Source organism: Rhodopirellula islandica, assembly GCF_001027925.1.
GTDB classification, from domain to species: Bacteria; Planctomycetota; Planctomycetia; order Pirellulales; family Pirellulaceae; genus Rhodopirellula; species Rhodopirellula islandica.
In genome coordinates this window covers 279164-304620 of record NZ_LECT01000016.1, presented here as the reverse complement: position 1 = coordinate 304620, position 25457 = coordinate 279164, and the positions used below count along the sequence as shown (strand labels likewise).

Below are 25457 nucleotides of genomic sequence, written 5' to 3'. Positions count from 1 at the left end.
ACCTCGAAACGACCGTTGTCGTGACGTGTCGCGCACGTTCTACGATGCTTTCGCAATCGCTGTGTCGCGATCGCTGGCAGGGTTGTTGGTCTGTGTTTTCGGCGTGACAAACGCCCTCGCGCAAACCAGTGAAAAAATCGTTGTCTTGCCGCAGAAGGGGATCCCTTCGTGCCAGTTGTCGGAATCGTTGATTCGTTTTCGGATCGCGGGCGAAGCGGACGCTGCTGACGAAGAAACAGTTGCGAGCGAAACGCCGGTGGATCAATCCAAAGGCTCGGGACGCTTGGACATTCGATCGGCTGCATCCAATGCCCTGATCGGGCGCGTGGAAATTTCCCCTGCAACGGTGTCTGAACCGGTCACGATCACGGAGCCAGGGATTTACGATGTGCAAATGCGCGTCCCTCGAGACCACCAAGGTTGGCAGCGCTGGCTGCGTTTGGATTCCCTGACCGAGCGTGATGGGATGGACGTGGTTCGCAGTTGGACCGTGGTGGTGTTCCCAGCCTCCAGCACGCAACCGACTGCCCCCACCCAACCCACGGCGGGCCTTCCCAGCCCAATGGAACTGAAGCCCCGTCAACTGATGACGCGGATCGATGCGGCGACCCTGCGATCGTGGTGTTCCAATGCGGCGGCGGAGACATCCGCAAAGGATCACTCCTTGTTGAACTGGAATTGGCGTCACGATGACGCACCGATTTCGGAGGATGCGATGCAGTGGCAAGCGCGTCTGAATTGCTTGAAACGCGAAATCAAAGTCCTGCGTGACCATGGTGTGGACGCGATCGTCCTGCCCATGCCCGAGGCGGCGCTTGGTGCCGATCCCGATTCATCGGTTTCCAACGAAGGGTCCCTCGAAGACGCCATGCTGGTCCGCTTGGCCGCGGAAGAAATGATTCAGTTGGACGGACAGGTTTGGTTGGAACCGCCCCATTTGCAGTGCGGTGCTCCGGTGAATCGTTTGGTTGATTCCTGGAATGAATTCTGGGGCAACGGCCAGGCCAGTGGTTTTGTGGTGCGATGGCAATCAGAAACCATTCAGTGCCGGAACTGCGGCCACCATCATGCGACGGAAGCTTTGCTGCCGATCATTGCGAACTTGAATCATCAGCACTTGATCTTGGTCGAAGATGCGAATGTTGAAACGGCGTCGACCGCAGATGCCACCAGCGAATCAACCGTGCTTCCTTTGCTGCAACAAACTCTCGCCGAAGTTCGCCGTTTGCAACCGGAACGAACCGACGGGCAGGTTTGGTTGGTCAGTGATCACCGACGTGAACCGCCCCCGCGGTTGAGCGCCCACTTCCCGATCATGGACAGTCGTGCTGCTGAGCCCGCCCAAGGTTTTTGGCTGGGGTACCAACCTGTGAGTCCCACCTCGGACGCCGCGTCTTCCGTGGAGGGCAACGCCGTTTCGATGGCGTTGAAGGATGACCAATGGATTCAGTGGTGGGATCAACCTGCTCGTGCCGCGGGCCTGCCTCGTGATTCCATTTCGTCACGATTCCTATTGTTCGATCGCGACATGTTGGACTCATCCATTGGCAAGGCCGCTTGCCACGTTTGGAAACACTGGAACGAGGATTTGATTCCAGTGCCGGCAGAAGTTGCCAATGGCAAACAGAGGTCGATCGATGGGTTGGTGACCGTGTCGGTGCATCCGTCCAGTCATTCTTTGGTGCTTGTGAACCGTGCTCCGTGGACCATGAGCGTTTCGCTGACGACGACGGAAACGACGGTTTGGAAGACCACTGCGGGTGACGATGCAAGGGATCTGACGCTCACGGTGCCGGAGCAAACAGCACTGGGCGCCCGTTTGAAATTGCCACCGCGTCAGATGGTGATTTGCCAAAGTGAATCGCCACTGCCTCGCAAATTCGCCTGGACCGGATCCGTCTCGGACCCTGCCACGATGATGCCTCGAATCACCGAGCAAGTCACGATGGTGGTGGAGCATGTCGGTTTGTTGAGTGAGTTGGATCGGTTGCCTCGAGAATTGAAAACACCCACTCCAGAAGCTGAATCGCAAGCCGCACCGGCGAGGTCCTCCATTGACCGCTGGAACCCTGGTCGAGTGATTCAAGCCAGCACAACGTTGCTGCGTTCTCCCAAGCAAGTGACACCACACTTCGCTGCAAAGTCACCGCAATCCCTGCTCAGCAACGGCGGGTTCGAGCAGAGCAGTTTGCCAGATGCGTCCGCGCGACTGGGGATTCCGAATTGGATGCATGCCCAACATCCCGCTGACGCTGTCAAACTCGATTCACGCGCAGCGTTTCGTGGCGAGCACAGTGTGCGTCTCGCCGCTCGCGATGAGTCGGGAACTCAGGCTTGGTTGATCAGCAAAAACATTGCGACTCCAGTCGCGGGACGCGTTGCCATTTCCATGGCTGTCCGAGGGTACCGCGAACCTCTCAAAGCACCAGCGACGCCGGGAGCATCCGCTCCAGCGATTGCCAATCCTACCGCAGGGAATTCAGGAAGGCCCTCGCTCGAACCGTTGGGACAAAGCAACGAAGGACGCCAGGGGACTTCCGCGGAAGCTTCCAAAACACTGACGCTGCGAGTGGCACTGGAGGGATCTCTCGACGGGCAACCGTGTCGCCATTGGCGTGAAGTGGAAGTTCCAATTGACGGAAAATGGCAAGACTCCACCGTGGTCTTGGAATGGCTGAACGTGGACGTGGAAAACACGCGAGAATTGCGGGTAACAATCGACAATCTGTCCGATGGAATCATTTGGGTGGACGATGTTTTTGTCACGGATTGGTTTGCCAGTCGAGCCGAACGAGCTGAAATCCAGAGTTTGGCGTACTTGGCCGTTCAGGGTCTGCAACGTGACGACGTCAAAGGTCCCGCGAGATTACTGAATCAATTCTGGGCCAAGCAATTGTTGCAATTTGCCGTGCGACGAACGACGGACCCGCGCCGCGCCGAGGTTGATCGTCCCTTTGTGCAGCCGGCGTTTGGGCAGGGCGTTGTCAGTCCCGTGGCGATCGCCACTTCGGCCCCCACAGGGCCGCCGACAGAATCCATGCTCACCGAAAAGACGGTGGACAATCTTTCTGGCACAGCGGCCACGCCTGGAAGTTCCTCGGATCCGCAGCCCCTGGTGGATTCGTCGCAGCAAAATGCGAGTGTGACCGGCAAAATTCGCAATTGGTTGCCTCAGCCGCTAAGATTTTGAGTCCTTTTTGATCAGTCGAACGCCTTCCCAAGGTTTCGCTTATGTTCCATTCGCCATCGCATCGATCGAAGCCTGCGAACGCTAAGAAAAGCAGTCGGTCGTCCTTTCGTTTTTGGGGACGCATCGCGGGCGTGGTCTTGACCGTGGCCCTGGTTGCCGGCGGCATGGCGAGTTACTGGGCGGTTTGGCAGTCTCGGCAAGTGCCCGATTTCTACCAGCGGGTCTTGGATCAATCCGATCAAGCGATGCAGGTTGCTCGGAATCAATTGCAACACGATGTGGAGCAACTGCAATCGGATCTGTCACGGCGAGGTTCCTGGAACGCCTCCTTCAGTGAAGAGGAAATCAACGCGTGGCTGTCCGATCAATTGCCAGAACGATTTGATCGGCTGTCACGTCGCGGCGTGCGCGAGCCCGCCATCGCCATCCAAGATGGGCAAATTCTCGCCGCGGTGCGGTACCAGTCATCGCGTCTCGACACGGTGGTCTCGTGCCGCTTGTCGGTTGAGATGACCGAAGAACCCAATCTGCTTGCCATCCACTTGTCGGACTTGAAAGCGGGGGCGTTGCCATTGCCGCTGGAACCCTTTGTCCGCCGGATCAGTCGCGAAGCTGCGCTGGGCGATTTAGACATTCGGTGGGACTTCACCGAGGATGGGCCGATCGCGTTGGTGCACATTCCTCCAGAGGACCCGCACTATGCCTTCAAGCCCTTGGTCATCGAACTGGTCAGCTTGACCGCGGGGCGGTTGCGTCTGTCGGGACAAGCCGGCCAGTTGGCGCAGGATTACTACTCGCCTCGAGGTCCGGTGCATCGTTTCGTTTCGTTTCGCAAGCAATCACAGCAAGCAAACGATTCCGAGGATGAATCCTCACGTGCATCTGATCAAACCACGGACGGCCGTTCCGCATCGATTTCCGAATCCCAAGAGCAAAGCTCCGACGCAACGACGACCGGGGATCGAAACCTCGATCAACGCCGGGCAGATTCGCGAGCAGCGGGAACCAAAGCCTCTGGCCAACGCTGGATGGTCAGGAAGCCGTCCCAGACGATGCCGGCGGTGTTGCGAACTCGCTCAGACGATTCGCTGTCGCAGTACCAGTGAATTGACTGCAATGGAGCCGACTGAAACAACAGCTCCAAGCACCCGGGCAATGGGACCGCGTTGAGTGCTTCCGTTGGTTGGATTGAGGCCACGGTGCGAAACGGGATTTCGCTCGTCGCCGCCTGCGAGGACGATTCCGATCGGAGGATTCGGTGAGTGCCGAATGCGATCCGGGTGACATTGCCTCGGTTGTTGGAAACCGGGCCGTTGTAGTCCAAGTAAAGCCGGCGGTGATCCGGCAAACGCACCATCGGAATCTTGTTCGCGGGTGCCAGCTGCACGATCGGCGTGGCACAGGTCCACAGTTGCTCGCCGCCGCTTTCCAGTTCGAACAACCAGTCAAAGTGATCGCCACGTGCAACGGTCGCCTGGGCGGCTGTATCACTGCCACTTGAATCGCAGCCACTTGAATCGCAGCCGCTTGGATCCGAGGCACTTGAATCCGAGGCATCCCGATTTGGGTCAGCACACTTGTCGCTGTCGCCGCATGGCACGCGGTGATGCAACACGGCAAATCGCAACGACGCCTCGGAGGAAGCCTGCGATGAATCTTCGGTGGAAAGGTTCACGACAGTGGCGGCAGCTGGTGACCCATCTTTTCGCGTTTGGTTTCCAAGTAGCGCATGTTGTGCTCGTTACTGGGGGGAACGATCGGGACTTGGTCGACGACCTTCAAGTCAAAGCCACGAAGGTTGAAGGCTTTGGTTTTCTTCGGGTTGTTGGTCAACAAACGAACCTCGGACAAACCAAGGTCCTTTAGAATTTGAAGTCCGACGCCGTAGTCACGCATGTCCGCTTTGAATCCGAGCGCGTGGTTGGCTTCGACCGTGTCCATGCCCTTGTCTTGCAAAGCGTAGGCCCGGATCTTCTGAGCCAACCCGATGCCCCGACCTTCCTGTGGAAGGTAGATCAATGCACCTCGGCCTTCGCGACTGATCATGTCCAGTGCCATGTGAAGTTGGTCTCCACAATCGCAACGCAGGGATTGGATCAAATCCCCCGTGAAGCAGCTGCTGTGCATCCGAACCAGTGGTGGCGTGCCGGGCGCGGTCAGGTCCCCGAACACGATTGCAATGGGTTCTTGGGCTTCGTAGTTGACATTGTAAACGATGACTTCGAAATCGCCGTACCGGGTTGGCAGTTCCGAAGTGGCGGCGCGGCTGACCAGTTTTTCGCTCACGCGTCGGTGTGCGATCAGGTGTTCGATGCTGATGATTTTCAGATTGTGTTCCTTGGCCAGTTTCGCCAAGTCGTCACGCGAAGCACGGTCGCCGGTTTCGTTCAGCACTTCGCAGAGCACGCCGACGGGGGCCAGTCCCGCCATCCGAGAAAGGTCGATTGCCGCTTCAGTGTGTCCTGCCCGGCGTAGCACACCGCCTTCTTTGGCCAGCAATGGGTACACGTGACCGGGACGCACGAAGTCTTCTTCCGTGGCCTCGGGATCCGTCAGGAGTCGAATCGTTTCACTTCGCTCGGCGGCCGTGATGCCTGTTTTCGCAGTGGCGATATCGATTGGCGTCATGAACGCGGTTTGCAGCGGAGCGTTGTTTTGAGGGACGACCGGTGACAATTCCAGTCGTTTACACACCTCGGGCAGCACCGAAACGCACAACTGTCCACGCCCACCCAAAATGAAATTGATCAGTTCTGGGGTCGCTTTTTCGCCCGCGCAGATAAAATCGCCTTCGTTTTCACGGTCTTCCGCGTCAATCACGATGATGACTTCGCCTCGGGCAATGGCTTCGACGGCTTCGGGAATCGTGTTCAACTCAATCGAGGATGACATATTGGGCAGATCAGGTCGGCGATGGGGGGGGAAAGACGGGGGACCATGCGACGAAATGGCAATGACTCGACGCTGGACCTGCCCGTATTATACGTGCGATGGAAACCACGCCTACGGACCCAAACATGATGCTCTCATCCTTTCCCTGCAGTTCCCTGCCGCCGCGAGAATTCGCGAGCGGGAATCATGGGGGGCAGGGCAGACGGACTTTGCGAAGCCCAAGTCCATGGAACCTGCTGGCGAGTTGCATTCTCGCGTCAGTGGCTGTTCTGCCCTCAGGGGCTGCGTGGTCCGATGAGGGAGAGAAGACAAACTCATCGAAGATCATCCCAACCAGCGAGTCCGCGGCCGTTCAGCCCGCCAGTGTTCAGCCCGCCAGTGTTGATTCCGCTGCTGAGGTGGGCGCAGTTGCCGTTGCGGCGACCGATCAGGGGACCCCCGTGGAGGTGCAGCAGTTTCTTGATCTCCGCTACAGCGATGCCGATGGAAGCGCGGGGCTGTTTGATTTGCACCTGCCGATTTCGGATCAGCACCGCGTTTCGACGAACGACGCCGGCGAAGTGTTTGTCGAAGGGGCACCTCGTCCAGCCATTTTGATGATCCACGGTGGTGGTTGGGCGATCGGCGACAAATGGACCTTGCGTGCGTATTGCGATCGATTGGCCCAGTTGGGATTTGTCGTCCTGAACATGAATTACCGCTTGGCACCGCAGCACCAATTTCCGCGGCAAGTCGATGACGTGCGACAAGCCCTGCTGCAATTGGTCGAGCATTCGGACGCTTGGAAAATTGATCTGAATCGTGTCGGGATGTTTGGCTACTCGGCGGGAGGTCACCTGTCGGCACTGATTGGAGTGCTGAGCAATGAAGATCGGCCGACTCAAATGCTGGCCAGCGAGTGGGGATCCGACGACCCACGTTGGGAACAGTTGCCGCCGATCGCGGCGGTGTGTGCGGGCGGTCCACCGTGCGATTTCCGAATCGTCCCCGACGACAACGCGGGGCTGAGTTACTTCTTGGGCGGAACGCCGCGTGAAGTGCCTAACAATTATCTGGGAGCCTCACCGACCGCCCATGTCTCCCCCGGCGATCCACCGATGCAGTTGATTCATGGTGAAAAGGATTTGTTGGTTCCGCTGGAAAACAGCGAGAAATTCGCAGCTGCTTTGATGGACGCCGGCGTGGCCGTTTCCTTGACGGTGATCGAAAACCAAGGCCACATGATGACGCTGTTTCATCCCACCACGAAGCAGCAGATCAAGGACTTCTTTGTCAAGCAGTTGCTGCAACCGTAGTCATCGTTTCGGATCGCTCTGGTATCGATTCCGAGTCACGACAACACGGCCAAGGCAACGGCGAACGTCAACAGAACCGCACCCGACAGTCGCATCAGCAGCAGTTTGCCGCTGAGGTCGGCTTCTGCGCCGCCCCAAATTCTGGCGGCGGCGTAAGCCAACAACACGCCCCACAAACCGCGAAGCGAGTAGACCACGTTCAGTCGTGCCGCGTCGCCAAACACCGAGACTGCGATCGTGATGCAGAACGCTTGGCAGGCCAGCAAGATGATCGCGGGAACGAGCAGTTTCCAGTTGTTGTCTGACACCACGGGCCGCCAGCGTACCCAAGGCAGCGCGAGCAGCGACAGCACCGCGACGATGAGAAAGACCGCGGGCAACAACCGAGTGGATCCCCAGGCCGGTGACCAACGTTGGACCAACAAGTCAAACGTCGCATAGCAACTCGCGGCACCGAGCGCCAATGCGATGGTCAGTCCAATTCGCCGGGGATGATGCTGGCCAGTCCACTGAATCAACGCAATGCCGGTTGCCGCCAAGAAAGCGGCTCCCCAGATTGCGTTGGGGACTCCCGTGTCCGACGAGAATGCGAGCAGGCAAGTTACAAAAACGACCTTCACGCCAAACACCGGGGCCGCGATGGAGACGTCGCCGACTTCCACCGCCGTGAATGTCAGCAACAACCCCAAGATGAACAACAACGCGACGATCGCGGGTTGCCAAAGATTCAACCAATAGGTGTCGGGCCCGTCAAAGAACCACAACAGCGACATCAAAGCAGAGGAGCCCATGTTCACGCAGAACAACAGCGTGACTTGTCCAACCCCCTCAGGGCGTACGACGGATCGGCTGACTCGTTTAACAAAGATCAGCCCGCAAACAAAAAGAACGCTGGCCAACAAAGGAAGTAGAAGGTGCATGGCGGAAACGATACCGCCTGCTCCTCCAATGCGATAGTTGAAGCCAGGTTGCCGTCGCGACCTCCAGGCTCACTCTTGCTTGGGCACGCCGGTTTGCTTCGTCACCGAAACGGTGTCGAAGAGTTGCCCCTCCAAGTCGTACGATTTGAGTTGCAGTTCTTTGCCATTGACCGCGACGTAGACAAAGTGGTGTCCGCGACGAACCGTTTGTTGAAACGGAGGTCGGATGGGACCGGCTTGTTCCAGTCCGCCACCGCCGCCGCCCGTGATCATGTAGATCGTGCCTCGGTCGTTCTGTGGTTTTTCGTTGTGCATTTTCCAGGTGCGTTCGTAGGAGTGGATGTGTCCATTCCAGACAATGTCCACAGCGAAGCGGTCGAACAATTTGGTCATCGGGCGGATTCTCAAATCACCCCATTTGCTTTTGCCTTTCCAGAGGTCTCCGTAATCATTTTCATCCGATGAATACGCGGGATGGTGAAAGCTGACAAAGGTCCACACGACTTTGCCGTCTGCTTTTTCAGTTTCCAAGGCCGCGAGTTGCTTTTCGAGCCACTGGTACTGTTCGCTGTCGGGGCCCATTTCCTTGTTGGAATCGAGCATGAAGAACGCCGCGTTCCCGTATCGAAACGAGTAGTAGTATTCAGGTGCGGGCAGGTCCATGTACCGATAGTAGTGATCTGCATTTCGCTCGTGGTTCCCCAGGACCGGATAGAACGGGACTCGAGAGATCAGTGGATTCATGCTTGAGAAGAACTGATAAACCCATTCGTTCTTGATCGTGCCGGTGCTGACAAGGTCACCGGGGACGACCAAGAAATTTGGACGCAGGCCCCAGGCCAATTCGCCGACTTTTCCGCTGACGGCTGGATTGCCCTGCGTGTCCGAGATGACTGCAAATGCGTACGGGGTTTCCGGCAGGGAAGCGGTCTGGAACGAGAGCACTTCGCTTTGCACGGAAGCTTGGGTTTCCAGATCGGTTGCGGTGACTTGATAGTAGTGTCCGGTCTCAGGAGTCAGTCCATCCAGCAGTGCCGAATGAATTCTTTTGTCGTCGGAGGCGACAGTGCTTTCGCGGTCGAAGTCGGCGGTTTCTCCGAAACGCACGGAGACTTCGCACTCCGCATTGGTTTCACAAACCACGCGGATGCTGTCGGTGGTGGCGTACTGCAAAAACGGGGCGACCATGAAGTCCAAGGGGGCCTTCTTTTTCGCGGTGGGCGGAAGCTCTGCCCATGCCTCTTGGTGTTCGAAGTCATGAGCGATCCAAGCCGGTTTTGCGGCCAGGTCGTAGACAGCGACCTTCGCCAGACGACCGCTCATGGGAATGGTCTCGTTTCGATCGAGGTAGGCACCCACCGCCAGGTCGGCTTTTTTCGGATACAAGATCGGACCACCTTGATCGCCTGTTTCCGCATCCAGTTTTCCGTTGACCCAGAGTTGCATGGTTTCGCCATCGTAGACACCCGCGACGTGGTACCACTTTCCGAGTGTCACTTCGGTGGTTCCTTCCAGGTAGGTCATCTTCCCATTCCCATCGTCTGCTTCCTGACTGGAGAGTCCGAACGAGAACGTTTGGTTGTTGTACCCCAGAACCCATCCTTGTTCCGAGTCGCCATTGTCCTGCAGGGCCGAGACAATGCCGCCGTATTGAGTCAGCTCATCGAGCGAAACCCAAGCCGCAATCGTGATCGCTTCCTCAGGAAGCTTCTTCTGCAATTCAGGCCAAGGTTGTTCAGCAACAAAAAACGAACGGGTCCCCTCGAGGCGAATCGCGTTGAGTCCATCGGAGTCGTCCAATGCGGGGGATCCGTGCCCAGCGAGACTGGGACCGAGTTGGCTTTTCAGATTTCCATCTTGGAAGAACGGTGTTCCAAAAACCCAATGCGCCCGCGGGTCAGGTCCATCGTGCCCGACGGCTGTCGACCATGAACAGACAAGAAGAAGCAGGCAGATGCCGGGACGGAGGAACCATGATTGTGTCGAACGCATTGGGAAACTCAAAGAAGAAAAACGATTCAAGGAAGTATTCAGCAGACCGGCGGGAGTCTTTCGGCATTTGGAACGTGTTGGCGAGCGATGTTGCTCCTACGTACAACCGGGGCTAACGCCCAAACGGCTCACATCGCCATGCCCGATCATTCCCGCCGACCTGCTTCTCAAGGAAGTGATTGGGTTATGGCTGTTCCACCACTTCCCCACCATCTCGGGTCCCCAAGGCGGAAAAGATCGTCATGTCGATCGATTCCGTGATGAACCGAACCGATCCGTCGCCCACACAGAACTGAGCACCACCGGTGTGCTGGCTGCCGAAACTGACTTCGTACGCGCCCCATTCAGGTGAGTCATCCGCCGTGGGGATGTCAATTGGTTTGGCATAGTTGATTGGGACAGCGGTCGACCCGCCCATTTCGGACCAGTCGGTACCTTCCCAGTTGTCGAAGTCGTCGCCGCCAATCGCCCAGTGATCTTTTCGGCCAGAGTTGGCTTCTTCGGCAGTCGATGCGATCGAGGCCAACTCGGGGTCGGGGATGGCTTCGCCAAACATCAGGGTGTTGGAGAGTCCGTCGATCACGTCTCGAAATTTGGTGCCGCCTCCCATTCCGCCTTGTGCGATACGAGCTCGCTCGGGAGAACGAGTTTGAATCATGCCGTCCAACTCGGAGTGGTGCTTTGTCGTTTGGCTGTCGCCCCAAGTCGGTTGGTTGGCGCGGCCCCATCCCCAGGAAGGCTTCCAGTCATTTGGCTGAATGCCGGTGACGACGGCGAGGTAGTTGGCGGGTGCACGGGCGGCGACAAACCATGGAGGCGAATAGACCGAGGCGTCAAAGATGGCTGAAGGGGCGACTGAGGAAGGGCATCGCATGACGCTGATCTGCATTTCGCAAGCGGCCACTTGGCGATCTCGTGGGTTGGCCGATGAAATGTCGGCGCCACTGAGTGCGGTGCCCGCTGCCCAGTTGGTGGAACCAAACGTGAGTGCTTCAAAGAGGCTGGTCTGTTCACAGTAGGGCATGATGAATGCACTCCAATGGCCACCTTCCTGAGCTTCACCAAGCATTGGCAGATCTTCGTCGTAAGCGGAAGCAAAGTTATGCGTCGCCAAGCCAAGTTGTTTGAGATTGTTGCTGCACTGCATTCGTCGTGCGGCTTCGCGTGCGGATTGGACGGCAGGGAGGAGCAATCCGACAAGAATGCCGATGATGGCAATGACCACCAACAATTCGACAAGGGTGAAGCCGGATCGGTGGCGAAGGTTGCGTCGTTTCATCTGAAAGGTCTCGCGAGAAAAAGTCAGGTGGGAACAAAAAAGGATGATTCAAGACTGTTTGGATGGGATGTCGAATTCAATGCGGTTGTCGGTGCCGGAAACCACCTCGAATTCGAGGGTCGATTCACCTCCATCGCCGTAGGCAGGAGGAACAAGGTCTTTGGTGACCAGACGCCGGTCGTCGTCCATCTTTTCATCGCTGGAGCCAACCGTTTGACCTTTGCCACTGACGATGCAAGAGAAGCTGACGCGATACATTCCGGTTGCGAGACCTTCGCCGGCGGTCGAGCGAAGGAACAGCTTTCCAGTGGCGTCGGTTTCACCGACACCGAGGTTGTATTGTGTGACGCTTTCGTCGACGGGCCGGACATACACGATCAACCGCTCGTAGGGTTTCCCGCCAAGCGTGACATGGCCGCTGATCGGGTGAAGAGCGGGTTCAGAATCGCAACCGGTGGCAAGCAGGGACGCTGTTAGGATCAGCAAGGCAGCGAAGGGTTTCATGGAAGGCGTTCGCAAATAGGATGGCAGGTCAGTTTTGAATGAGGCGTGATTTATAGGTGCTCAATGTGAAGGTGCTGTGGTGAGTTCGGTACGAGTTCGATGAATCTCTTGGGAATCAATTGATTGAAACGAGGCAGGTATCGGCGTTGCTTCTTGCACATGAATGAGGTTGTGCAGTTTCGAAGTGCTCTGTTCGTGACGTCTTGCGAACCCCGCCCGCGCAGGAGGTCGTGCAGTTTTCAAGTTGTTGTTTTGCAAAGCGTTTCTCATCACCCTCCCCTTGGGAGGGTCGAGCGAAGCGAGGGGAGGGCTCAGCATTGGATCCTGCGCGTACCCCTTCCCGGCCCGAAGCGGTCCGACCCTCCCAAAGGGAGAGTGAAGTAAAACTTCACGACCTCGAATGAGGTGGGGCTCGATTCTTCGATTGGTGCTGTCTACTTTTGTTCACTAAGCAGGTGCGCAGGTGTCATCGGGTATGTGAGCCGCTGGCGTTAGCCACGGTTTTCACGCACAACCGGGGCGAACGCCCAAACGGCTCACATGGTTGTGCTTGATCACTCCTGCCGACCTGCTTAGCGGGCGGTCTTCACCAGACACCGAGATCCTCGCCATATGGGATGGCACTGGATAAACGGCATGGAAAACAGCACCGAACGAACACAAGAAAATTCGACCACGCGAGACGCCGCGGACTCCGATTCGGAAGCGACGCGATCGGCAGGGCAGTCGTCGTCTTTGTTGGGTGCGATTGGTTGGCAAATCAGTCGTCGCCGATGTCCGAGAAGGAGGCCGCGAAGTGGATGATTCAGATGGCCAACGCGGTTCAGTACGGTCATGAAGCCGGAATCATTCACCGCGATTTGAAGCCGCAGAACATTCTGATGCAGCAGTCGTCGGATGGCGAAACGCAGAGGCCCGTGGTGTTGGACTTTGGTCTTTGTGCGAACACGGATTCGACCGTCGCGACAACGACCAGGATCGCGGGGACACCGCGTTACATTGCGCCCGAACAAGCGATGTTTGGCAATCGTCAGATCACACCGAAGAGCGATCTCTATTCGCTCGGCGTGATGCTGTATCAGATGCTCACCGGAACGACTCCTTTGACGCCGGACAATTTTGCCGAGGCCGTGTTGATGCTGCACCATTCGCCGATCGATGGGCCGAAGAAACATCGGCCTGATCTTTCCGATGCGATGCAAGCGATCTGTTTGAAGTGCCTGAGACGCGATCCAGACCTACGCTACGAATCGGCTGGGGCACTGGAGGCCGACCTGCAGAGATTCCTGAGCGATCAGCCGGTTGAAGCCAGAGCTCCCAGTATCGCGGAGCGTTTCGGGTACGAACTCTACCACGGGTCGCTCGAGAAGACCTTTGGTTGGGCCATCATCGGGATCAATCTCTTCACCTGGGCCTGGGCCGCGAGCGGCGGGCTGTTGGTTTGACAGCGTTATTCCGATGTACCAGAGCTTGTTGAAACGTTGCCGGAGTTTCTGTTCTTTGTCGGGGTGGTCGTGATCCCGTTCCACCTGCTCGGTGCTCCTGCCGGATCGTTGATGATCCGTGGGAGCAAGCATTTTTTGTGGCTCGCGTTCGTGAGCTTCGTTTCACTGGTTTGGGCCGGCATCCAAGCCACCCATTTATTCTCCAACGCAACCACGTTGAGAATCTACGAAGGCCGTGTGGTCGCCACGACTTTGGTTTTCCTCGTGATTGCGCCCGCTTTTTTGGCCCAAGCCTGCATGCTGGCAGCGGGATCTTGGACGGCGTGGCGTCGAAGTCGAGCTAGCGTTTGATCTCGAAGGTGACTTCGTTTTGACCGTACTTCTTTCCGTGGACGTCTTCCATCGTCAAACGCAGCTGGTAGCGTCCCGGTTCGAGCGAGTCGGGCAAGTACATTTGGTAGGCGATGAAATAGTCACGCAATTTGTTCGTCGACAATTGTTTGTCGACAGGCAGCGATTGGCTGGCAACGCGACGCCCTGATTCATCCAGCAGGTCATAGCTACCTTGCAACATGGTTTCGAAGCCTTGGTTGCCACCCTCGCTGATTGACTTGGCCACGAAGTTTTCAATCTCGCAATACAAGATGACTTGTTGACCGGGATCAAACTGACGTTTCGGGAACGGCTTGATTTGCCCGTAGGCTTCGATCTCGGTACAGAATTCCAAGGCCCGGATATCCAGCGAATCCGATGCCGCGGCAAGGAACTCGGTGGCTTGGCGAATTTGCGGCAGCGCGGTGCTGAAACGTCGCGACGGCACCGGGTGCCCGTTGGGATCGATGATGGTCCACAGACCGAGCAATTGGTGACGCAGGTACTCCTGTTCTTCCGTGCTCAATCCCTCCAGTTTGTCGACCGCACGATCGGGGTCTCCCGAGAGAACCATCAAGTGACGTTTAATAATCTGGCGACGTTGCTTCTGAGCGTCGGATTCATTGGGTTCGGTTTGCTCGAGTCGTTTGAGCAAGGCGTCATACAGTTCCGAGTCACTGAGCGATTCCACGTTGACTGCTTGAGCGACGCTGGCCGCTGGTTGGATGACAGGCGATTGAGAGCCTGACGATTGCGTGGCCGAGACCTGTTGAACTTTGGGTGGTGTGCCATCTTGGTTGGCGATGGCGTCCGTTTGATCCGACAACGAATGAGCCGCGCCGGTGTCATCCGCGACCTTGTCCGAGAAGTTCCAAACGGCCGTGGCATCTGTTTCTGTTTGGGGCGAGCCAGCCGGCAATGGAAGGTTCTCACCACCACCGGTCGCAGCGGCGTTGGTGGTGGCGACCTTGCCTTGGTCGCTCAGGGAGTCTCCTTCGAAAACGTCTTCGAGCACCTGGTCGGTCAGATTGAATTCAGAAAGTGGCGGGATGGTCTGAGCGACATTGGCGACGGGGCTTGTGGAGGACTCCTTCGATGGGGAGGGGGGGAAATCCTTTGCCGCGATGCGTTGTGGCGTCAGGCCGCGATCCACCACTTCATCCGGCAGATCGGGCAACGAGTCCAGCGAGGCCGCCAACAGGTTGTCGATCCCGGCCGGTTGCTGGGTGGGTTGGGCTTTCTTGTAGGACATTGCGACCAAGCGGCGAATCGCCTCTCGCTGCACCTCAGGCGGATGATCCTTGAGCGCGTTCATGACCATGCTGACGTCGACGCCCGCGTAAGTGTCCGGTGCCGAGGTGGGTTTGGGAGTGCCGTTTTCATCCGGGCGGGACGGCGAGTCGCTGACGTAGCTGACTTGGCGTGTGGTTGCCGCCGAATCACGTGACGACAAATCGTCAGATTCGGGGCCGGAGGAGGTGGTGGTTTGAGCGGGAGCCGGAGTCTTGGTGGGCGGGGTTGCCGCGGTCGTCGAATTCGAATTCTTTCGAGTGATCGGTGTTTTCGCCGTCGCCAAACGCTGCGGGACTTCTTCAAGCAGCGTCTCTGGGGCGGCATCCTCCCCCGAAATGAAGATGTCCGAAGGTCCCTGATTGGCGTGTTGTTCCAGACCGGATCGGCCGTTGAGCGGTGAGAACAACCGCGAGCGATGGCAGCCCGAGCTGGTGAATCCGGTGGCCAGCAGAGCGATGGCCAATCCCGAGCGTGTCAGCGAGGATGATCGAACCGACCATTCCGTGAACAGGGGCAGGAGGAGGAGACGTGGCGCAGACATGAGGAACCTGGCATCGGAGACGGGGGACAATCGACCGGCCAGACGCTACGAAAATCGCCCCCTCGGCAACAACGTCAATTTGATCCACTCATTCTTCACAGATTCGCTGATTTTCATTGGTTTCCACAAATTCTCCCCCCAATCGAGCTTGTCCATCTGAGGCATCTCGGTACGATTCACACGAGATCGTTGATCGATTGTGGATGCACCCGACCTTCGCGTTGTTGCTAGCAAATGGTCAACCTCGAGCCAATGCCGATGGATGGGCATTTCAGGTGAACATGTTTCCTCGCAGCTCCCCTCAGGAGGGGATCGAATGAACAGTCGAGTGTGGATGGTGGCGTTTGTCTTCTTGGGTTCGGCCCTGGGTTCCTCTGCGAGGGCGGATTGGACCCAAACGGTGTTCCCGGTGAAGACGCACAATTTTGGAACGGTTGCGGTCGCTTCCAAAACGGAATTTCGCTTTCCGGTGGTCAACACGTTCAACTCGGATCTGCATATCCGATCGGTGCGAGAAAGCTGTGGATGCACCACCGCGATCATCGAAACCGCAACGATCGCTCCCGGCGAGTCCGGATCGATCTTGGCTCGTTTCAACACCCCAACGTTTCGCGGCAAACGTGGCGCGACGTTGACGGTCGTCATCGACAAACCGTTCTACAGCGAAATTCAGTTGAAAGTGGATGGTTACATCCGCAGCGACATGGTGTTCCACCCTGGTGCCATCGAACTGGGAACCGTCAATCAAGGCGAACCCAAGTCGGGGTCGACCAAGTTGTTCTACGCGGGGCGAAGTGATTGGCAGGTGGTCGACGTCCGCTCCAACACGCCTTGGTTGGTGCCTTCGTTCAAGCAAACCGAACGTGGTGCAGGCAAAGCCAACTACGAACTGTCCGTCGAAGTGCGTGAAGACGCTCCGGAAGGCTACTTCCAAGACGAGCTGATCATTCAAACCAATGACCGCAGCATGCCGAACGTTCCTTTGCGAGTGATCGGCACCGTCGAATCAGCCCTGTCGATCGCTCCTCAATCCATCGCGGTTGGAACGATCAAGCAAGGCGATAGCATTTCCCAACGCTTGGCGATTCGGGGCCGCAAGCCTTTCGCAATTGAGTCGATCGAATGCGAAGGTTGGAAGGTGGAATTCTCGGCCAGCGAAGACGAACGAATGATCCACATGGTCGACTTGACGCTGACCGCCGACACGGCGCGTGGGAACCAACGTGTTCCCATGGTGATTCGCACCCGAGGCGAAAATGCCGTGACCGCGAAAGCCATTGTGACGGCGGACATCGCTGCCGAACAAGTCGCTCAAGCTCAGTGAGCTCGAACGTTTCAACAAAACGAAGCCTGCGATCGAATCCCTCGATCGCAGGCTTTTTTTATGCCGTCAACGAATCGCCTGCCAAGTCCGCGGGGTACTTCTCCTCTCGTCTTTTTCAGAATGAACGCGTCGCCCCCAATCACTCCTCAGTGACTGACTTGGATTCCACTGGCAGCAGTTGCACGGCGTCAAGGATCACAAAGCCAGACGTTTCCGCGTTCGTGATTTGGATGACGGATTCCGTCTCTGCCGAGAGTGCAACCGTGGCGACTGGGCGGAAGTGTTTTCCCGATGGCAGCGGCAGGGTCTGGTCCACGTGGAACGAAGTGTGGGAGTCCCCGGTGGAAATTGAGAGAGGAACGTTCTTCGCCCGGCTTTCGTGAGCGGAATAAGCCATCCGCACTTCGTATCGCCCCGACTTTGGAACACGGAATCGAAAGGTGGCCGTCGTGTTCCCGTCGCCCTTCGATTGGGAATCCTTCTCCCCGCAATACATGTAGCCCGTCTCGACGTGAGGTTTGAAGTTGGTCGAGTGTGACCAGTTGCCCGAGAGTTCCGCTTGGGAATCGTCGAGCACCATTCCCGGCAACGACGTCGCGGCAATGGTCCCACTCGGAGTGGTTGGCTCCGGCACGTCCGGCAGTTCCAGAACCTGGCCTTGCGCGAGCAGCCGTTTGCGGAGCTGTTCGTAGTTCAGTTCCTGGACAGGCAGGTCAGCATCCGCCGCCAGGGCCGCGGCGACACCGGCTCCCTGGCCGATCGCCATCCAAGCCCCCTCGATTCGCAATGACGAGATCCCAACGTGCGTGCAGGACAGGGCGACCGGAACCAGCAAGTTGTCGCACTGCTCTGGTCGGGGCAGAATCGACCGGTAGGGGACATGGTAGGCGTAGCCCTGTTTTGGATTGGTTCTTCGCACGGGGAAGATCGTCCCTTCGTTGATCACCCCGCCACCTGGAAGTGCAATCCTTTGGCAGTCATGCGAGTCAATTGGAAACGACGAGATCGCAATCGGATCCAGTTTTTCGGGTGATTCGAGAATGTCCTTTTGGCTGATGACGTACAGGCCTTTCATTCTTCGAGATTCGCGGACGTAGAGCGCCGGCGAAAAGTGTTCGTGGCTCGCGAATTCGTCTTTGCAAAGGCCGAGCTTGGCGTAGCGTTCCCGCATCGATTGGGGCACAACCGGGTCAGTGATCAGGAAGTGATAGAACTCCAGCGTGTACTGCTTGTGGGCTTCCCAGATCTTCCTTCGCCCCGCCTCGTTGGCGGCGTGCCAGTCGTTGCCGCCGCCGACCAAACCGATGGAGAATTGCCCGCCGATCGAATTGTTGCCGTCGAGTTTGTTCCCGGGCAGTGGGTACAAGTCAAAGCCAACACGGGTTTCCCCGGCCAGGAGCGCCCGGCGGACAATCTCGAACCTTGCCGGGTCGTAGTGGGTGGGCTGGGGCATCGGCACACGGTTTTCCGCTTCCTCGGTCAAGCACAGTCGGAAGCTGTAGGTCATCACATTTTTGTCACCGACGTTCTCGTCACCAACACGCATCGCGGTGACCAGCGGCAATGGCTCGCCTTGACCATCGAAGCCGTTGATGTTCATCTTCGATTTCGGGGTTTGCTTTCCCGCCAGCGATTCACCGTATTCCTCGCGTCCTTCTCGGCCGATGGTCCAATCGACTCCTGCAGCCGCCATCAGGTCGCCTTCGTAAGTGCCATCCACGAAGACTTTGGCAGTGAACACTTCTTGCGTCGTGTCCAACGAGGTGATGCGTGGACCATCCTTCGTGACTGATTGAAGAGCACGCTTTGTCAGGACGGTGACCCCGGCTTCCTCCAACATTTGCAAGGTCACTCGCATCGCCACATGCGGTTCGGACGTCCACCGCGATTGGTCCTTCTTGGCTGGGTTGTACGGAGCTTGCCGACCTCGGTCGGTGTAGTCCTTCACCACTCGTGTGTGCCACTCATCGAACAATCCCAACAACGTGCTGCGAACCATCTGGTTCGAGTCGCAGTGACTCAAGCCACCCGTGTTCAGCCCGCCGATATGCTCGGTCGGTTCTAGCAAGATGACCGAAGCTCCCTCGCGAGCGGCCGCGATCGCGGAACAAAAGCCGCCCGGTGTCGAGCCATAGACAATCACATCCGCCGCCGTGGGGTCAGCAACGTTGCCTTCGGTTTGGGGAGTTGGTTCTTGGGCTTGGAGCGTGGGGCAGAACACCAGCATGCCAAACGCAGCCAAAGCGAAGGGATTCGAAAGAGCAGCCCGGCGGTGTGACATGGGGATTTTCCTTGTGCGGGGCTCACAACTTGGCGAATGGTTGTGAGTGAAAAACGGAGGGGCCGTCATCTTAGTTGTCGAGCGACGAGGGAGGGTCCCTCGGACTTTGCGAATTCCCAGTCGCGGAGCGACGACAGTCGGGCGAAGCGTTGCAATCACCTGCCGCCGCTCCGCGGCTCGGTTGCGCTCGCTCTTGCCATCCGAGACCTCGGGTTGAAACCCGAGGCTGGCAAATGTCACCGCTCCGCGGTTGGGATTTCCGTAATTCCGTAAGGTGCCACCCACCATGCGGGATGCACCCGCGGGGAACACGCACGGCCAGTCGCGGAGCGACGGCAGCCGCCAGCCTTGGGTTTCAACCCAAGGTCACATGCCCACCCACAGGTCCACCCAGTCGCAGAGCGACGACAGTTGGGGGAAGCGTTGCAACCACCTGCCGCCGCTCCGCGGCTCGGTTGCGCTCGCTCTTGCCACTGGAGACCTCGGGTTGAAACCCGAGGCTGGCAAATGTCACCGCTCCGCGGTTGGGATTTCCACCATTCCGTAAGGTGCCACCCACCATGCGCACCCGGAGCGACGATAGGTGCGGTTCAAGATTTTCGCCCCGGATGGGGCCGTCTTTCATAGCTCGGGGTGGAAGCCCCGAGTTGGATGGCGGTTCATGGCCGTCGCCCCGGATGGGGCCGTCAGTGGGATGCGGTGCGGTGCCCCGCCCACGCGTCGGGCTTTCAATTCGACGGGTTTGGAAGCCCATCGTACGACGAGTACGAGTACGAGTACGAGCTACGAGCTACGAGCTAGGAGCTAGGAGCTAGGAGCTAGGAGCTAGGAGCTAGGAGCTAGTGACCAGGTCAAACCTGCAGGTCGACCCCGGTCGCCGGCGTCATCCAGGAGGCAGCGGTTGCTGCTGGGAGGGTGGGACCGTCCGGTTTGGCATCGATGGGGCGGGAGCCGTTGACGTTGCCGCGGTTGCGAGAGCGTTCGTGCTGGGATCCCGCGTCGCGATCGGCATGGTCTCGATCACCAAACGAGTTTTGAGTTTGATCGAACTCCGAGGCGCCGTTGGGTTCGGTGGTGATCTCAATGGATTCCAACCGCATGCCTTGCGACTCGAGTTGCGACCGCAACTGGGGCAGATGTTCTCGCAGCAGTTGGCTGGCGGCTTCCGATTCCGTCACCATCCGGCCGCGAAGGTTGTTCTCTTGGATATGAACTTCCAATTGGACCGACCCCAATTCGACCGGCGAGAGCCGCATGCGAATGTGTCCGCCGTTGGTGCCGAGCGTTTGAAAACCTCGGCTGACCCGTTGGACCAGTTTGGCACGAGCCACCGCGGAGGTCTGGTCGACCCCAGAGGCTTGCAGACCAGCCTTGGCTTTGCTTTCCGCCTTTTCCGCCGAAGGCGTGGCAGAATGGAGGGGATCGGTCGGATCGCTGCTGCCCGATGGGGTGGACACCGCGGCACTCGTGGATCCCACGGCGGTCGTTCCGCTGGCCGCGGTTTTGGCAGCGGCGGCCGCGGCGGTGGCTTGGATGGGTGCCACAGCCGCCACCGAGGCGGGAGATTTGGCCGCGGCTTGTTCGACCAACTGATTCAACTGCGTCTCGCTGATTTCGGTTTCGTCGCCGGCCGCTGCCAGGGACGAATCGATTGCGATTTTGCCCTCCCCCGAATTGCTTCCGCTGGCGGGTTGAGACGCCTGGTCTTGCGAGTCAGCATTCCCTTCGCGTGAATAGCGGCGACGTTCGGTTCGTCGGGGATCGTGCGAGGTTGGATCGTCGGATTGTGATTCACCACGCGTTTCAGCGTTGTCATTCTCTGTGCCGGACTCATCCGTGGCGGCTTCTTCGGTGGAGGTGACCGGATTCGTGGTCAGAACCTCTTCTTCCGCCGAAGCGTTCGCGGTGTCATCGCTCGAACGCTGTTGCGATTCGCTGCTGAGCAGAACGGCAACCTCTTCGGTCACGATCGCATTGGAATCGCTTTCTTCGAGTTTCGATTCCGCGTCGGAAAGGAGCAAGGCCTCATCCGCCGAGCTGGCTTCTTCCTCTTGAAGTGAGTCGGTCTCCTCGGCCGATTGGGTCCAAGCCACCTCGTCGGGGCTCTCCGACGACTCATTCTCTTCGTTGGAAGTTGCGACCGCATCTTGCGCCGAGTCAACTTCGACCGTCTCGTCGACCAAGTTGGTTGCCGTTGTCGCCGCGGCGGCGGGGGTGGTGTCGTCTCGCGCTTCGACCTCTTCTTCGCTGGATTCGTCGCGGTCTTCGGTTTCGGTTGACAGCGAGTCTTCCGGTGCCGAGGCTGGTTCGGAGGCAACCACGGTTTCGGTGGTCGCGATTCGAGCGAAGACTTCGGCGAACGGATCGCCCAATCCTGACGCCGGCTCGATCAATCCGGCTGTTCGTGCGGATGCAGAACTGCCCAGTGCGGCGAACGCATTCTCGGCGCGTTTGTTGGTCGTCGGTGTCGAGACAGTGGTCTCGGTCCTTGATTGGACTGGTTTTGTAGTTGTCATCGCGGTCCCCCCACCGTGATCATCGGGATCCTGGTGGGAACACCTTGACCTCAATCACCCACCGCGAGCATCGTCGATGAGTCCGGTCGTTGGCATTCCTTCGCCAATGCGGCGTAGGATCTCGTAGAGCTTGTCCATTTCTTCGGGCGTAGCAAACTCTGCCAAGATATCTTTTCGTTTATCGATGGGCATGGCTTGAATGATACTGACAACGTCATCGATTTCTTCGTCATCGTACATGCGCAAAAGCTGCTCTTTTGCCTGTTCTGCCTCAAGTGCCTGGAGTGTGCGTTGCACTTCTTGCAGTCCTTCGTCTTGAGCGCCTTTTCGAATTTCGTCCAAACTGCGATCAAACGAGGTCCGACGTTCATCAAAGCGTTCGCGTTGCAGCTTCAGTTCCGACATTTGAAGAGCGATGTCGTTCTTGGCTTCTTTCAGACTTCGCAATCGAATGTCACTGTCCAATCCATCCCGCCGCCGGGCGTCGAGGATCTCGTCAAAATCCGGTTGCTCACGGTCTTCGCTTTGCTGCATGATCTGCCGCAATTGATTGCCGGTGATGTCGATTCCGTTGAACAGTGCGATGACTTTGGTCAATGTTCCAACGTTGAGCGTGCCTCGCGAAGCGAAGTAGCCCATCAAAATGATCATGGTCAAGCAGGTCGCGGTGCTAATCATCGCGACGGAACGCATCATGAATCTCATCGTCGAGTCTCCTTGGATTGAGCAGCCATCGCGCGACGTCGTAGCAGGACACGGGCGGATGTCAGATCATCGGCTTCGGCTTGTTCTTGTTTGGCTTCGAGCGAACGATGTTCGGCCAGTTGAGTTTCACGCAATCGTTCGAGGCGTTTCACTTCGGCTTCTGCGGTCACAAGCTTTTGGCGACGCTTTTCAAGCTCTTGGTTGAGCTGAGCCAGCGTTTGTTGAAGCGAGATTTGGTCGGCGTGCAGTTGGATGTCGTAGCGACCTTGGTGCAGCATCTGGTCCACCGAAACGTTGGCTTGATGCAACGTGTGGGTCTGCGCCGTGCGGATCAATTCGCGTTGCGAATCGATGTCTTGCACTTGCTCGTTGATTCGCTGAATGGCTTCCAGAGCCTTGCCCACCTCCGCGCCCGCTTCATCTCGTTCGCGAGAACGCAAGTCCACCAGGGAATCGAATCGGAATCGAAACGGAGGCATGGGACGCTAGCGAGTGTTGAGTGCGAAGGATTGACGGGAAGAAGAACGTTCTGAGCGGTGTGGCCGAAACGATCTGGTGAATGGATGCCGTTTTGAAAACTCATTCGATGGAATGAGCGGGATCAGGCTGGATTGGGAGCAGCAACCGGCGGTTGTTTCAGTTGAGCGAGTGCTGCCGACGCGGCTTGATGCAATTTTTGAATGCGAGCCTGTGAATCCGCCAGGGGCGTGATCTCGTTCGCGTCTTGTCGCAACAGATCATTGATGGGGTCTCGCATCGCGATGGCGGTGTCGATGCGAGGGTCGCTGCCGGCGCGATAGGCACCGATCGAAATCAGGTCCTCGCTGGATTGGTACTGGACCATGTGTTCGCGAATTCCCAGGGTGGCCTGGTAGATTTCCGGGGTCACCAAATGATTGGCGACTCGGCTGATGCTTTCGGGGACATCGATCGGCGGGTAGTGCCCTCGATGGGCGAGTTTTCGGTTCAGCACAATGTGCCCGTCGAGCAAACCACGGACGGTATCTGAAATGGGTTCGTTGTTGTCGTCGCCTTCCACCAACACGGTGTAGAACGCAGTGATCGAACCTTTGGTGGTCCGTCCAGCACGTTCGACCAACTGGGGCAACATGTTGAACACGCTGGGCGGGTAGCCACGTGTGGTCGGAGGTTCGCCGGCGGCCAATCCCAACTCACGCTGAGCCATGGCGAAACGAGTCACACTGTCGACGAGCAACAGCACACGATGCCCTTCGTCGCGAAATTGTTCAGCGATCGCGGTCGCGGTCCATGCCGCAGAAAGTCGTTGAGCGGCGGGTTTGTCGCTGGTTGCCACCACGACGACGCTGCGTTTCAGGCCGGCGGCACCGAGCGCCCGCTGCATGAATTCCTGGACTTCGCGTCCTCGCTCGCCCACCATCGCGATCACGATTCGATCGGCGGTTGTTCCGCGAGTCAGCATGCCGAGCAATGTGCTCTTGCCAACGCCGGAACCGGCAAAGATTCCCAACCGTTGGCCCACGCCGCAGGTCAGCATCGCATCGATGGCGCGAACGCCCGTTTGCAGAGGTTCATCAATGGGTGGGCGATCCAGCGAATCGGGTGCGGGCCGCGACGCACTGACTCGAACAAGGTCTTCGCTGAGAGGTTTTCCGTCGATCGGACGCCCGAAGGCATCAATGACACGCCCGCACAGAGAGTCGCCAACACGCAATGTGAGCGATCGCGAAACCAAGCGAACTCGATCCCCAGCCGCGAGGGCTGAAATGGCTTCCATCGGTGCCAGGATCGGTCGCGTGTCATCAAACCCAATGACTCGCGCCAGGGTGGGTTTGGCGTCCGGCGGCATCAGTTCGCAGATCGCCCCCAGGGGAGCGGTCATGCCTTGCACCGTCACCGCATCGCCCGTCACCGATGCGACACGGCCGCGAATTTGTGACAGGACCAGGGAGCCAAGTGATTGGCGAATGGTTTCGGGATCGGGCAAGCGTGGCGGGTGCAGCTGTGGAACGGCGGGCAGGTTCATAGCATTTCCTCACGCAACCGTTCCAACTGGGATTGCAGCCCGGCACGGATCTCGCCGCCTTCTTGTCGCACGACCACTTCGCCCACGGAAAGTGTTTCATCGGGGATCACACAGGACTGTTCCGGCAAATCAGGGCTTGCCAAAAGTTCATCGAAACGTTGCCCCAACTCCGCCAGCATGTCGGGATGAACGGCCAGGACCAAACGTCCAGCGGACCGAGTGCTGTGCAGCGCTTCGCTGGCCCAACGCACCAGAAGGTGTTGTTGGTGAGGACTGTCGGCGTAACCGGCTTCGGCAAGCGATGCCGGCACGGGGGCCTCGTTCAGGTTGGCGCGCACCATTCGTTCGGTCGCTGCGATCGCAGTTTCGGTCAGCACCTCGGCGTATTGCTGCATCCATTGGTCGTACTGCGCGTGCATCTTTGTGCTGGCGTTTTGCAACGCTTGCAGTTGCGATTTGGTTTTGGCTTCGGCCAACTGCGTGATTTTCTGTTCGATGTCTTGCGAGGCCTTTTTCACGCCTTCTTCGTAGCCGCGAGCTTCCGCCGCCTGCTTCATTTCGGCGGCTTGGGATTCCGCTTCGGCGAGCAACTGAGCGGCTTGTTCGCGAGCCTGACGCAATTCTTCGCGTCCTTTTTCAGCCAGGTCATTGAGATTGAAGCCAGCCAAACCGGACACACCACCCGGTTGTTTGCCGACGACGTCGCCGGTCGCACCTGCTGCGTTGGATCGAGCTTGATCGACTTGATCAGCAGGGACTCGCGTGGAAATGCCGGGGCGACTCGCGGGCGGAAAGTCAGCGGGGCCAAACTTCGATCGGTCAGGGGGCGCGACGGGCGTGCCATCCGCATTGCTTGTGGGGGCGGCGTTGGGCGCGGCGTTGTGTTTGAGAATCGATGCCATG

17 protein-coding genes are annotated in these 25457 nt (G+C 58.1%); 5 read left to right on the top strand and 12 right to left on the bottom strand.

Translation table 11 applies throughout. From position 1 onward, the window contains the following. Positions 1-25: 25 nt before the first annotated feature. Positions 26-3190 carry a hypothetical protein gene (locus tag RISK_RS08245; protein ID WP_236696142.1) on the top strand — a complete coding sequence of 1055 codons (3165 nt, stop codon included), beginning with the start codon at positions 26-28 and terminating at the stop codon, positions 3188-3190. Positions 3191-3231: 41 nt separating this feature from the next. Then, complete coding sequence (locus RISK_RS08240; RefSeq protein WP_047813770.1) at positions 3232-4296, top strand: hypothetical protein; 1065 nt, start codon at positions 3232-3234, stop codon at positions 4294-4296. 565 nt (positions 4297-4861) lie between these two features. Here RISK_RS08240 and RISK_RS08235 read toward each other — a convergent pair. Beyond that, entirely contained in the window at positions 4862-6082 is a 1221-nt protein-coding gene (locus RISK_RS08235; RefSeq protein ID WP_047813769.1) for a bifunctional 3,4-dihydroxy-2-butanone-4-phosphate synthase/GTP cyclohydrolase II, read from the bottom strand. Between the two features lie 398 nt (positions 6083-6480). On the opposite strand from RISK_RS08235, the gene RISK_RS08230 reads away from it, so the two are divergent. Continuing rightward, positions 6481-7377: an alpha/beta hydrolase fold domain-containing protein gene (locus RISK_RS08230; protein WP_047813849.1), complete on the top strand. Its 897-nt coding sequence runs from the start codon at positions 6481-6483 to the stop codon at positions 7375-7377. Between the two features lie 35 nt (positions 7378-7412). Here the strand turns inward: RISK_RS08230 and RISK_RS08225 are convergent, their stop codons facing one another. From RISK_RS08225 to RISK_RS08210, 4 genes are all read right to left on the bottom strand, one after another. After that, positions 7413-8297, bottom strand: a complete 885-nt coding sequence (locus RISK_RS08225) for a hypothetical protein (RefSeq protein ID WP_047813768.1) — start codon at positions 8295-8297, stop codon at positions 7413-7415. 69 nt (positions 8298-8366) lie between these two features. Next, positions 8367-10097: a LamG-like jellyroll fold domain-containing protein gene (locus RISK_RS08220; RefSeq protein ID WP_236696141.1), complete on the bottom strand. Its 1731-nt coding sequence runs from the start codon at positions 10095-10097 to the stop codon at positions 8367-8369. Between the two features lie 376 nt (positions 10098-10473). After that, positions 10474-11568 carry a DUF1559 domain-containing protein gene (locus RISK_RS08215; RefSeq protein ID WP_047813766.1) on the bottom strand — a complete coding sequence of 365 codons (1095 nt, stop codon included), beginning with the start codon at positions 11566-11568 and terminating at the stop codon, positions 10474-10476. A 48-nt stretch (positions 11569-11616) separates the two neighbouring features. After that, a complete protein-coding gene (locus RISK_RS08210) occupies positions 11617-12072 on the bottom strand; it encodes a hypothetical protein (RefSeq protein WP_047813765.1) in 456 nt (151 codons plus the stop codon). 617 nt (positions 12073-12689) lie between these two features. On the opposite strand from RISK_RS08210, the gene RISK_RS32970 reads away from it, so the two are divergent. Next, positions 12690-13517, top strand: coding sequence for a serine/threonine protein kinase (locus RISK_RS32970; RefSeq protein ID WP_449314165.1), 828 nt, complete (start codon positions 12690-12692; stop codon positions 13515-13517). A 340-nt stretch (positions 13518-13857) separates the two neighbouring features. Here the strand turns inward: RISK_RS32970 and RISK_RS08200 are convergent, their stop codons facing one another. Continuing rightward, positions 13858-15723 (bottom strand): hypothetical protein, encoded by a 1866-nt coding sequence (locus RISK_RS08200; protein WP_047813764.1) that lies wholly within the window; start codon positions 15721-15723, stop codon positions 13858-13860. Between the two features lie 316 nt (positions 15724-16039). Between RISK_RS08200 and RISK_RS08195 the strand changes: the two genes are divergently transcribed. Then, entirely contained in the window at positions 16040-17047 is a 1008-nt protein-coding gene (locus RISK_RS08195; protein ID WP_047813763.1) for a DUF1573 domain-containing protein, read from the top strand. A 139-nt stretch (positions 17048-17186) separates the two neighbouring features. Here the strand turns inward: RISK_RS08195 and RISK_RS08190 are convergent, their stop codons facing one another. The 6 genes from RISK_RS08190 to RISK_RS08160 all read right to left on the bottom strand — a co-directional run bounded on the left by RISK_RS08190 (position 17187) and on the right by RISK_RS08160 (position 25456). Further along, on the bottom strand, positions 17187-19328 hold the full coding sequence (locus RISK_RS08190; RefSeq protein WP_047813762.1) for an FAD-dependent oxidoreductase: 2142 nt from the start codon (positions 19326-19328) through the stop codon (positions 17187-17189). An 851-nt stretch (positions 19329-20179) separates the two neighbouring features. Continuing rightward, positions 20180-21844 (bottom strand): flagellar hook-length control protein FliK, encoded by a 1665-nt coding sequence (locus RISK_RS08180; RefSeq protein WP_047813760.1) that lies wholly within the window; start codon positions 21842-21844, stop codon positions 20180-20182. A gap of 54 nt (positions 21845-21898) precedes the next feature. Beyond that, on the bottom strand, positions 21899-22549 hold the full coding sequence (locus tag RISK_RS08175) for a hypothetical protein (RefSeq protein ID WP_047813759.1): 651 nt from the start codon (positions 22547-22549) through the stop codon (positions 21899-21901). After that, a complete protein-coding gene (gene fliJ, locus RISK_RS08170) occupies positions 22546-23028 on the bottom strand; it encodes a flagellar export protein FliJ (RefSeq protein ID WP_047813758.1) in 483 nt (160 codons plus the stop codon). The genes RISK_RS08175 and fliJ overlap by 4 nt, the downstream gene beginning before the upstream one ends. A gap of 122 nt (positions 23029-23150) precedes the next feature. After that, positions 23151-24554, bottom strand: coding sequence for a FliI/YscN family ATPase (locus RISK_RS08165; RefSeq protein WP_047813757.1), 1404 nt, complete (start codon positions 24552-24554; stop codon positions 23151-23153). Further along, positions 24551-25456, bottom strand: coding sequence for a FliH/SctL family protein (locus tag RISK_RS08160; RefSeq protein WP_047813848.1), 906 nt, complete (start codon positions 25454-25456; stop codon positions 24551-24553). Before RISK_RS08160 ends, RISK_RS08165 begins: the two co-directional genes overlap by 4 nt. Position 25457 lies beyond the last annotated feature (1 nt).

Bases quoted from the DNA above. Each gene is read 5' to 3' on its own strand.
- RISK_RS08175 (WP_047813759.1), bottom strand. From the start codon at position 22,549: ATGAGATTCATGATGCGTTCCGTCGCGATGATTAGCACCGCGACCTGC.
- RISK_RS08180 (WP_047813760.1), bottom strand. From the start codon at position 21,844: ATGACAACTACAAAACCAGTCCAATCAAGGACCGAGACCACTGTCTCG.
- RISK_RS08240 (WP_047813770.1), top strand. From the start codon at position 3,232: ATGTTCCATTCGCCATCGCATCGATCGAAGCCTGCGAACGCTAAGAAA.
- RISK_RS08200 (WP_047813764.1), bottom strand. From the start codon at position 15,723: ATGTCTGCGCCACGTCTCCTCCTCCTGCCCCTGTTCACGGAATGGTCG.
- RISK_RS08235 (WP_047813769.1), bottom strand. From the start codon at position 6,082: ATGTCATCCTCGATTGAGTTGAACACGATTCCCGAAGCCGTCGAAGCC.
- RISK_RS08160 (WP_047813848.1), bottom strand. From the start codon at position 25,456: ATGGCATCGATTCTCAAACACAACGCCGCGCCCAACGCCGCCCCCACA.
- fliJ (WP_047813758.1), bottom strand. From the start codon at position 23,028: ATGCCTCCGTTTCGATTCCGATTCGATTCCCTGGTGGACTTGCGTTCT.
- RISK_RS08195 (WP_047813763.1), top strand. From the start codon at position 16,040: ATGAACAGTCGAGTGTGGATGGTGGCGTTTGTCTTCTTGGGTTCGGCC.
- RISK_RS08190 (WP_047813762.1), bottom strand. From the start codon at position 19,328: ATGTCACACCGCCGGGCTGCTCTTTCGAATCCCTTCGCTTTGGCTGCG.
- RISK_RS32970 (WP_449314165.1), top strand. From the start codon at position 12,690: ATGGCACTGGATAAACGGCATGGAAAACAGCACCGAACGAACACAAGA.
- RISK_RS08215 (WP_047813766.1), bottom strand. From the start codon at position 11,568: ATGAAACGACGCAACCTTCGCCACCGATCCGGCTTCACCCTTGTCGAA.
- RISK_RS08210 (WP_047813765.1), bottom strand. From the start codon at position 12,072: ATGAAACCCTTCGCTGCCTTGCTGATCCTAACAGCGTCCCTGCTTGCC.
- RISK_RS08165 (WP_047813757.1), bottom strand. From the start codon at position 24,554: ATGAACCTGCCCGCCGTTCCACAGCTGCACCCGCCACGCTTGCCCGAT.
- RISK_RS08225 (WP_047813768.1), bottom strand. From the start codon at position 8,297: ATGCACCTTCTACTTCCTTTGTTGGCCAGCGTTCTTTTTGTTTGCGGG.